The sequence below is a fragment of the Aminobacter sp. SR38 genome (assembly GCF_014843375.1).
Classification (GTDB): domain Bacteria; phylum Pseudomonadota; class Alphaproteobacteria; order Rhizobiales; family Rhizobiaceae; genus Aminobacter; species Aminobacter ciceronei.
Genome location: NZ_CP062116.1, coordinates 65,655 through 74,540, shown reverse-complemented (window position 1 = coordinate 74,540; position 8,886 = coordinate 65,655). Strand labels below are relative to the sequence as shown.

Genomic DNA, 8,886 nt, shown 5'->3' with positions numbered 1-8,886 from the left:
TGTAGAACTGACCGGGCGGGGTTTAGCGTCACGCCGCACAAGGCTATGTTTCCGGACATCGCCAAGTCGCTGAAGCTAAAGGTGGAAAGCCGTCTGCCTGCGATCCGCATCACTGACCTTTGCTCGAGGTTGACGCCCGAACGGAATTTTCGAACGCCTTTACCCATTTGCGCAGCGGTCGGACGGCCGACAACAAGCGCTCCTCACCGCCATCCTGGCGGACGGCATCAATCTCGGTCTCACGAGAATGGCGGACGTTTCCCCCGGCATTACGATGCGCCAACTCGCCTGGGCGCACGACTGGCATATTCGCGAGGAAGGTTACACGGCCGCGCACGCCATTCTCGTCAACGCCCAGAGGCAATTGCCTCTGGCAAGCTTGTGGGGCGATGGAACAACGTCATCCTCCGATGGCCAGTATTTTCCGGCGGGCGGACACGCCGAGGCGATCGGCGACCTCAACGGCCGCTATGGTCCCAACCCCGGCGCCAAATTCTACCGGTTCACCTCTGACCAGTACGGCGCTTTCTACATCATCGCCATGAATGCCAATGCGAGCGAAGCCATCTATGTCCTCGATGGACTGCTCTATCATGGCAGCGATCTCGCCATCGAAACCCACTATGTCGATACCGGCGGGGTAAGCGATATGAGCTTCGCCCTTTGCCATCTCGTTGGTTTCCAGATTGTGCCTCGGCTGCGCGGTCTCAAGGATCGCAAGCTCTATCTTCCCGGGCGACGCGCCTCCCGAAAACCTGGCGCCGCTCGTTGGCGAGCACATCAACGTCGAGCGGATCAAGGCAAACTGGAACGACATCCTGCGGCTGGTCACGACGATCCGTTCCGGGCAGGTTCGGCCTTCGACGGTGTTGGCAAAGCTGTCCGCATTCCCACGCCAGAACGGACTGGCGTTGGCGCTACGCGATCTCGGTCGCATCAATCGGTCCATCTTTCTGCCCCAGTGGTGGCAGAACCCCGAAATGCGCAGGAACGCGACGGTCGGCCTCAACAAGAGCGAATCCCAGAACACCTTGGCCCGCGCACTGTTCTTCAATCGCCTCGGAGAATTGCGCGACCGGACTTTCGAGAGCCAGTTCTACCGAGCATCTGGACTGAACCTGCTAATCAACGCCATCGTCTACTGGAACACACTCTATCTCGAACCGGCGTTCGCCGAGCTCAACCGAGATGGCATTCCCACGCCGCTTGACATCATCAAACACATTACCCCACTCGGCTGGCAGCACATCAGTCTCACCGGCGATTACATCTGGACCCCAACAGACGGCGTTGATCTCAGGCCATTGCGGCGCGAAACATCTATCCTCGCAGCGTGATCACCATACGTTCTCAAAGTCGGACAGGTCCAACACTTTCGTGTCGTGACGCCATCTTGGCGAGGTGATAAAGAGAGCAGCGAAGCTTGCGGTTGATGGAAACACATACATTCGCGAAGCGGCAGAAACCGATGAAGAATTGCAGTTGGAAACCTCCCGTCTGAAAGCGAAAAGGAAGCAGAAAAAGAACCGGAGAAGGCGGAGATAGCCGCTGGCTGCCTTCCGTCGAAACGCGGAGTGCTGCGCCGATCGGATCGACCGATCGCCACAGCTTATGAAAGAAGGGGCATAGCCCCCCTCTCAATCTCACCCCATGAGGGCAGGGCGGTTCGCCCCTCCCTCAAACACCCTCCCATGGGAAGGAGGGACGGTTCCCTCCTCCTTCCCAAACCCTTCCACCTCTCCCTGGACGGTGGGAAACGATGCCCGCGGATTCGCCAGCATCAAGAGAATCAGTCATTGATGATGAGTGCCGGAAATGTGCGTATGCCGGCCTCGATGATGCGATTGCGCTTGTGCGACAATGCGATCCCACAGGCCACGGGTTTAAAAAAACCTTACGAAGCAAGCGCTTGTCTTGTCGTGACCGGTTCGCTTGAAGCTGTAACTCGGAAAATTTCCCGAATCATTTTGCTTTATCAAGCAAATCGGTTAGCGTTTGCGGCTAACGCGATTGCGAGTCGTGTGTGATTTGAAACGAGGAGAAACCCCAACCCGGAAGTAAACCCCGACGCAGCAAGCTACATCGGGGGGAAAGGAAACGATCTTAGAAGCGATTGGCGTCGCTCCGAGAGACCTCAAAAACTCAAGTCTCAATCTAAGGCTCCTTTCCCTCACTGTCAATATCGAGCGCAGCTTTTGCGAACGGGTGAGCTTTGCCCGGATTTCAGAAAGGAATCCGATGCAAACCATCGCCAGCGAGGACACCGGCACCACTTCGCACTACGCCGGAGCACTGGTGCATGCCCTTCTCGCATCTAAGTCGCCGAGGACCGTCAAGCCGAGGCCTTCCGCTATTGCAGTCGGGATCGAGTTTGGAAGAACTCCACGCCTCGATACGAACGGCCTCGCTATCGTCGATGCGGAAAGCAGGTCTTTGAGGCAGCAAGGCGAGAGCGGGCCCGAACGCCGCTTGATGTCTTGCCCATAGCGCTGTCAGAGAAGGCCGTCTACGAGGACCTGTGGAAAACTCTCCGCGCGGGCCGAGAGGCCGCTGGAAAAAGCCTGTCTCAAAACTGACGTTTTTGGTATGTTGTTTTTGCGACGGGTTTTCAGACAGATTCGGGAGGTGAAATGACGCGCACTCATGTCATTTTCAGAAGGTGACTGCACGGAATATCAAGAGTCGGCTGCACAGTCTTTTCTGATCTGTGGTCGTCTCAGAAAACGGAAAATAAAGCACGCTAAGCTGTGGAAGCCCCTGCCAAGCTCGTTCCACCTTGCAACGACGCAATCAGCGGACACGAAACATTCCCCTGCCGCGAATGGCAGGCGCACACCAGGTCAGACAGCACAGCCTCCATGCGCGCCAAATCGGCCATCTTCTCGCGCACGTCTTGGAGCTTGTGCTCGGCCAGGCTGCTGGCCTCCTCGCAGTGGGTGCCATCGTCGAGCCGCAACAGCTCGGCAATCTCGTCCAGACTGAACCCCAGCCGCTGTGCCGATTTCACGAATTTCACCCGAACCACGTCCGCCTCCCCATAGCGGCGGATGCTGCCGTAAGGCTTGTCCGGTTCCGGCAACAGGCCCTTGCGCTGATAGAAGCGGATTGTCTCCACGTTGACCCCGGCCGCCTTGGCAAAAACGCCAATGGTCAGGTTTTCCAAATTATTTTCCATATCGCTTGACTCCGTACATGAGTACGGAAGTAAGGTTACGCTATCCAATCCAAATTCAAAAGGGCCAACGTATGTCTGAACCACAAAACGGGCGCGGTGCGCTCTTCGCCGGCGGGCTGGCCGCCATTCTTGCATCGACCTGCTGCCTGGGGCCGCTAGTACTGGTCGCCCTGGGCTTCTCCGGTGCTTGGATCGGCAACCTGACGGTGCTGGAACCCTATCGACCGTTGTTCATCGGCGCGGCGCTAGTGGCGCTGTTCTTCGCCTGGAAGCGGATTTACCGGCCCGTGCAGGCATGCAAGCCAGGTGAGGTCTGCGCGATTCCGCAGGTGCGCGCCACCTACAAGCTGATTTTCTGGATCGTGGCCGTGCTGGTCCTGGTCGCGCTTGGATTTCCCTATGTCGTTCCATTTTTCTATTAACCAGGAGTTCATCATGAAGAAACTGTTTGCCTCCCTTGCCCTCGCCGCCGCTGTTGCCCCGGTGTGGGCCGCCACGCAGACGGTCACCTTGGCCGTTCCTGGCATGACCTGCGCGACTTGTCCTATCACCATTAAAAAGGCCTTGAGCAAGGTCGACGGTGTTAGCAAGACCGAGGTCGACTTCTCAACCAAGCTTGCCGTCGTAACGTTTGACGATGCGAAGACCAACGTCCAGGCGCTTAGCAAGGCGACGACGGATGTAGGCTACCCATCTGAGCTGAAGAAGTAAGGCAACAAATAACGGCAGCATCGCTAGAACCACGGCAGAGATGCCGCTCAGGCGATTCTGCCGGTCGTCATCGCGTGAGCAGCCTGTAAACGACCCACGGAGCCTGTTCCCTGAAGCGCACAACCGATTCAGTGACCGAGGCGTCGTACTAGTTGGCTTGGGCACAACGGATAAAGAGAGAGCGGAATGCAAGAGTTAAACGAAGTTGGTTTGAGCGTGGCGGGAATGACTTGCCCAAGTTGTACAAGGCACGTTGAGGACGCGCTGCTGGCGGTCCCCGGCGTAACGCGAGCGGCTGTCGATTATCCATCGAACAAGGCGCAAGTCACAGGCAATAGGCTTGACGTGTCCGCGCTCGTAGCAGCAGTGGGCGCCCTTGGTTACGGTGCTACGCCTACAGACGAATTTGAAAGCAAAGAGCGCAGTGTTGAACAGCCAGGACCCTTGGCAAAGCCGCCCAGTGGCTGAGCGGCGAGCGCGCGGTGGAGAAACCGGCAGGTCAGCTGCATGTGGCGATCATCGGTACTGGCGGCGCCGCTGTGGCAGCAGCGCTGAAGGCAGCTGAAAACGGTGCCCGTGTCACCCTGATCGAGCGGGGAACTATCGGCGGCACCTGCGTCAACGTGGGCTGCGTCCCTTCTAAGATCATGATTCGGGCAGCGCATATCGCTCATCTGCGACGCGAAAGTCCTTTGACGTGGGACTGTCGGCAACGCCCCCAGTTGTCCTGCGTGACCGTCTGCTGGCGCAACAGCAGGCCCGTGTGGACGAGCTGCGTCATGCTAAATATGAAAGCATCCTCGAAAGCAATCCGTCGATCAATCTGGTGCGAGGCAGCGCCCGATTCAAGGATGGCCAAACGCTTATCGTGGAAGCGGCAGAAGGTGACACTCGCGAAGTGGCCTTCGATCGCTGTCTCATTGCCACTGGTGCAAGCGCTGCCATCCCGCCGTTGCCTGGTCTTGCAGGAACGCCATATTGGACGTCCACCGAAGCCCTGGTTAGCGAAGCCATTCCTAAACGGCTGGCAGTAATTGGCGCCTCGGTCGTAGCACTGGAACTGGCACAAGCGTTTGCGCGCTTGGGCAGCGAGGTGACGGTCCTGGCCCGGCGCACCTTGTTTGCCAGTGACGACCCTGCCATTGGCGAGGCCGTGACTGCAGCTTTCCGTGCGGAAGGCATCACGGTGCTGACACAGACGCAGGCGAGTGCCGTGACCTATTGCGACCGCCAATTCATCCTGACGACCGCGCAGGGCGAGTTAAAGGTGGATCAATTGCTTGTTGCCACCGGCCGCACGCCAAATACCGCAAGCCTGAATCTCGAGCGCGCAGGTGTGACGTTTGACCTCGCAACATCGCATCCTGATCGATCAAGGCATGCGCACGAGTGCTTCGAACATTTACGCAGCTGGCGACTGCACTGACCAGCCTCAGTACGTCTACGTTGCAGCCGCGGCTGGTACCCGGGCTGGCATTAATATGACCGGCGGCGACGTAAAGCTCGATCTCGACGCCATGCCGGCAGTCGTGTTCACCGATCCGCAAGTTGCCACGGTAGGCTACAGTGAAGCAGAGGCCCAGCGCATTGGTCTGCAAACCGAAAGCCGTACGCTCACGCTCGACAATGTGCCGCGTGCACTCGCCAACTTCGATACCCGCGGCTTTATCAAGCTTGTTGCTGAGGCAGGGTCCGGACGCATTCTCGGAGTCCAGGCTGTGACACCGGAAGCAGGCGAAATCATCCAGACTGCCGCGATTGCCATCCGGGCCCGCATGACCGTCCAGGATCTGGCTAACCAGCTTTTCCCTTACCTCACCATGGTTGAAGGTCTCAAACTGGTGGCACAGACTTTTTCGAAGGATGTGACACAGCTATCGTGCTGTGCCGGCTAAACCTTGGGCACCAAAACAGGGACAGAGGAGTTTTTATGTTTTGTGACATCAGACTTAAATTACGCCGTGTACGCGCGTGCTTGACGATCGTACTGGCAAGTACCGCAACGTTAGGCATGCCAAACCAAGCGTTGGCGGCTTATGATTTTCTAAGCTCGGCGCCGCGATTGAAACATTGTCGCCAGAGACCGTCAGTGATTGGGAAAAGAAGGCCAGGGCTGGCGATGCCATGGCTCAGAACATCATGGGTCTTGCGTACAAATGCGGTATGGGCGTAAAGCAAAACCACGCGGCATCGATCCAGTGGTTCCGCAGGGCGGCCGAGCAGGGTGAAGCCGATGCACAGTTCAACCTCGGGCGCCTCTACGGAAGTGAAGTCGACGGTATGTATAAGAATGGGCGTGCGGCTCCTGCCAACGATGCAGAGGCTTTCAAGTGGTACCGCCTCGCTGCCGAGCAGGGACACACGCAGGCTCAAGTCAGGCTGGCCCAGCTGTTTGCAAAGGGTCTTACCGACATCGCGCCCGACCAGGTGCAGGCATACCAGTGGATGAGTCTGGCCGCAGCGTCGGGAGAACCGACAGCAGCAAAAGTCGTTGCAGACTATGCAGCTCAAATGAAGCCCGAACAGTTACAGCAAGCCCAGCTGCTGGCCGAGGAATGGCAACGCCGGCAAGGCACAAAGTAATTCGTCTTTGTTAAGCGCAGGACGTAACCGCCGAGTAAGGTTTATCCCGGTTGATCGCTGCCCGATATAACAGGTGGAAAATGGACAAGACTATTTATTCCAAAAAGATTGCCGAAAGCCTTTCATCTGGCAATCATCCTAAAGAGTTCGCAACGCTCTTTGTCGCGCTGCTCCGACAGCTAGCGATGGGGGGACCTGTATCACGCGAAAAGCTCGCCGGCGCACTCGGATGGTCTGGAGCGAGAGTTGCAACGGTACTTGAGCAGGCACCTGGTACGGAATATGACGACGAGGCCAATATCATTGGACTGGGGCTGACACTACGTGAAACCTCTCACGTTTTTGAGGTGGATGGCCGTCATTTGTACACATGGTGTGCGCTGGACACCTTGATGTTTCCCGCCTTGACCGGCAAGATTGCCCGTGTCACTTCCCGCTGCGCCGCCACCGGTAGGCCGATCACTCTCACCGTTGCACCAGAAGCAGTGCTTCATGTCGAACCGGCAGAAGCAATGGTTTCACTGCGAACTCCGGATACTTCGCCCGACATTCGTTGTTCGTTTTGCTGTCATGTGCATTTCTTTGCGTCTCCGTCTATTGCAAATTCGTGGGCTTCGACCCACCAAGGGATTGAGGTCGTGCCTGTCGAGAGTGCGTTCGACCTTGGTCATGATGTCGCGCTTAAGCTGCTAGAGGACTGCGAGGAAAGCCCAGTATGAATGCGTACTCGATATCGAAGCTGGCTGATGATGCTTGCGTCAGCGTGCATGTCGTGCGCGACTACATGATACGCGGCTTGTTGCACCCTGCTCGGCGAACCGAAAGTGGCTATAACATTTTCGATGACAAAACACTCGGAAGGCTGCGGTTTCTCCGCGCAGCCTTCGAGTCCGGAATTGGGCTCGACGAACTGGCGCGACTTTGCAAAGCATTGGACGCAGACGATAGCGAAAGCCTGGACCGATGCGTCGAGCGCGTGCGATGGAAGATCGACGTGCGTCGAACAGTTTTGACTGTCGTCGAGGCCTCTTTGAATGAAATGGCGGCCGGTGCAGCTACTTGAGGTCCGGCCGGTAAAAGCGTTGGAATTAGCCACTTCGTATATAATATATTGATTAATATAGCTTTTTCGATGAATGTTTGACTAAAGCCTTTATCGCGACAGTGACTCCTGAAGCTGCTTAAACTGCCCCTGAATCACCGCTTTTTCCTGAAGAATCAACTTGTTCTCATCGGACAGAACTTCCGCTCTATTCTGAGAGGCTTTCAGATCCGTTTTGGTGACCTCTAATGCTTGGGATAGTACGGCCACCTGCTTATCGGCATCTGCTTTCTGGCTTGCGAGTGCGGCAATATTATCCGCCAATTGTTTGCTTTCATGCTTCCGCTCCCGGTTTTTTGCCGAGGCGTCGTTAAGTTGATGCTCCAAGTTCTGGATATCGGCCACTTGCCTATCCAAGGTGCTTTGTGCATCGCATTGGCCTGTTCGAGCTCATGCGTTTGTCGTTGTAATTGCGCATTAGTGTCTATCAGCTCGGACGCTCTTGACTCGGCTTGGATGAGCCGGTTTTGCAGGTCTTGAATCTGGTCTTTCAGGCCCCGGTTAACCATCTGGAATTGCTCGCGCTCCTGCTGCCGGTCTTCGGCGGTGCGTTGCTGGTAGGGGGCACCTCAGAAAACGGAAAATAAAGCACGCTAAGCTGTGGAAGCCCCTGCCAAGCTCGTTCCACCTTGCAACGACGCAATCAGCGGACACGAAACATTCCCCTGCCGCGAATGGCAGGCGCACACCAGGTCAGACAGCACAGCCTCCATGCGCGCCAAATCGGCCATCTTCTCGCGCACGTCTTGAGCTTGTGCTCGGCCAGGCTGCTGGCCTCCTCGCAGTGGGTGCCATCGTCGAGCCGCAGCAACTCGGCGATTTCATCCAGGCTGAAGCCCAACCGCTGGGCCGATTTCACGAATCGCACCCGTGTCACGTCCGCCGCGCCATAGCGGCGAATGCTGCCATAGGGTTTGTCCGGCTCGGGCAACAAGCCCTTGCGCTGATAGAACCGGATGGTCTCCACGTTGACGCCGGCTGCCTTGGCAAAAACGCCAATGGTCAGGTTCTCCAAATTATTTTCCATACCGCTTGACTCCGTACATGAGTACGGAAGTAAGGTTACGCTATCCAATTCAAATTCGAAAGGACAAGCCGAGGAAGGTAGCGGACGACTCATTGGGGTACAGGCAGTGGCCCCGGAAGCGGGCGAGCTGATCCAGACGGCGGTGCTCGCGATCCGTAACCGCATGACCGTACAGGAACTGGCTGACCAGTTGTTCCCCTACCTGACGATGGTCGAGGGGCTGAAGCTCGCGGCGCAGACCTTCACCAAGGATGTCAACAATTGTCCTGCTGCGCAGGATGAAAGGAG

6 protein-coding genes and 5 pseudogenes are annotated in these 8,886 nt (G+C 57.0%); 8 read left to right on the top strand and 3 right to left on the bottom strand.

What is annotated here, in order from left to right:
- Window positions 1–145: 145 nt before the first annotated feature.
- Window positions 146–1,337 (top strand): annotated as a pseudogene (locus IG197_RS36995) (Tn3 family transposase).
- A gap of 1,403 nt (window positions 1,338–2,740) precedes the next feature.
- Here the strand turns inward: IG197_RS36995 and IG197_RS32220 are convergent.
- On the bottom strand, window positions 2,741–3,175 hold the full coding sequence (locus IG197_RS32220; protein WP_032490487.1) for a mercury resistance transcriptional regulator MerR: 435 nt from the start codon (window positions 3,173–3,175) through the stop codon (window positions 2,741–2,743).
- Window positions 3,176–3,246: 71 nt separating this feature from the next.
- Between IG197_RS32220 and IG197_RS32215 the strand changes: the two genes are divergently transcribed.
- The 6 genes and pseudogenes from IG197_RS32215 to merD all read left to right on the top strand — a co-directional run bounded on the left by IG197_RS32215 (window position 3,247) and on the right by merD (window position 7,532).
- Window positions 3,247–3,597 (top strand): mercuric transport protein MerT, encoded by a 351-nt coding sequence (locus IG197_RS32215; protein ID WP_001294663.1) that lies wholly within the window; start codon window positions 3,247–3,249, stop codon window positions 3,595–3,597.
- 13 nt (window positions 3,598–3,610) lie between these two features.
- On the top strand, window positions 3,611–3,886 hold the full coding sequence (merP, locus tag IG197_RS32210) for a mercury resistance system periplasmic binding protein MerP (RefSeq protein ID WP_011405607.1): 276 nt from the start codon (window positions 3,611–3,613) through the stop codon (window positions 3,884–3,886).
- A gap of 186 nt (window positions 3,887–4,072) precedes the next feature.
- A pseudogene (gene merA, locus IG197_RS32205) lies at window positions 4,073–5,781 on the top strand (mercury(II) reductase).
- Between the two features lie 175 nt (window positions 5,782–5,956).
- Window positions 5,957–6,469, top strand: a complete 513-nt coding sequence (gene merG / locus IG197_RS32200; RefSeq protein WP_246765498.1) for a phenylmercury resistance protein MerG — start codon at window positions 5,957–5,959, stop codon at window positions 6,467–6,469.
- Between the two features lie 80 nt (window positions 6,470–6,549).
- Window positions 6,550–7,188 carry an organomercurial lyase MerB gene (merB, locus tag IG197_RS32195; RefSeq protein ID WP_011405610.1) on the top strand — a complete coding sequence of 213 codons (639 nt, stop codon included), beginning with the start codon at window positions 6,550–6,552 and terminating at the stop codon, window positions 7,186–7,188.
- On the top strand, window positions 7,185–7,532 hold the full coding sequence (merD, locus tag IG197_RS32190) for a mercuric resistance transcriptional repressor MerD (RefSeq protein WP_021443905.1): 348 nt from the start codon (window positions 7,185–7,187) through the stop codon (window positions 7,530–7,532). Before merB ends, merD begins: the two co-directional genes overlap by 4 nt.
- Before the next feature lie 90 nt (window positions 7,533–7,622).
- On the opposite strand, the pseudogene IG197_RS36990 reads toward merD, so the two are convergent.
- Window positions 7,623–8,131 (bottom strand): annotated as a pseudogene (locus IG197_RS36990) (chromosome partitioning protein ParA); the annotation flags it as partial.
- Between the two features lie 33 nt (window positions 8,132–8,164).
- Window positions 8,165–8,598: pseudogene (merR, locus tag IG197_RS32180) on the bottom strand (Hg(II)-responsive transcriptional regulator).
- Between the two features lie 67 nt (window positions 8,599–8,665).
- On the opposite strand from merR, the pseudogene IG197_RS32175 reads away from it, so the two are divergent.
- Window positions 8,666–8,880 (top strand): annotated as a pseudogene (locus IG197_RS32175) (mercuric reductase); the annotation flags it as partial.
- Window positions 8,881–8,886 lie beyond the last annotated feature (6 nt).

What these genes read in the sequence shown, in the direction of transcription:
- IG197_RS32220 (WP_032490487.1), bottom strand. Translation starts at nt 3,175, where the DNA reads ATGGAAAATAATTTGGAAAACCTGACCATTGGCGTTTTTGCCAAGGCG.
- IG197_RS32215 (WP_001294663.1), top strand. Translation starts at nt 3,247, where the DNA reads ATGTCTGAACCACAAAACGGGCGCGGTGCGCTCTTCGCCGGCGGGCTG.
- merP (WP_011405607.1), top strand. Translation starts at nt 3,611, where the DNA reads ATGAAGAAACTGTTTGCCTCCCTTGCCCTCGCCGCCGCTGTTGCCCCG.
- merB (WP_011405610.1), top strand. Translation starts at nt 6,550, where the DNA reads ATGGACAAGACTATTTATTCCAAAAAGATTGCCGAAAGCCTTTCATCT.
- merD (WP_021443905.1), top strand. Translation starts at nt 7,185, where the DNA reads ATGAATGCGTACTCGATATCGAAGCTGGCTGATGATGCTTGCGTCAGC.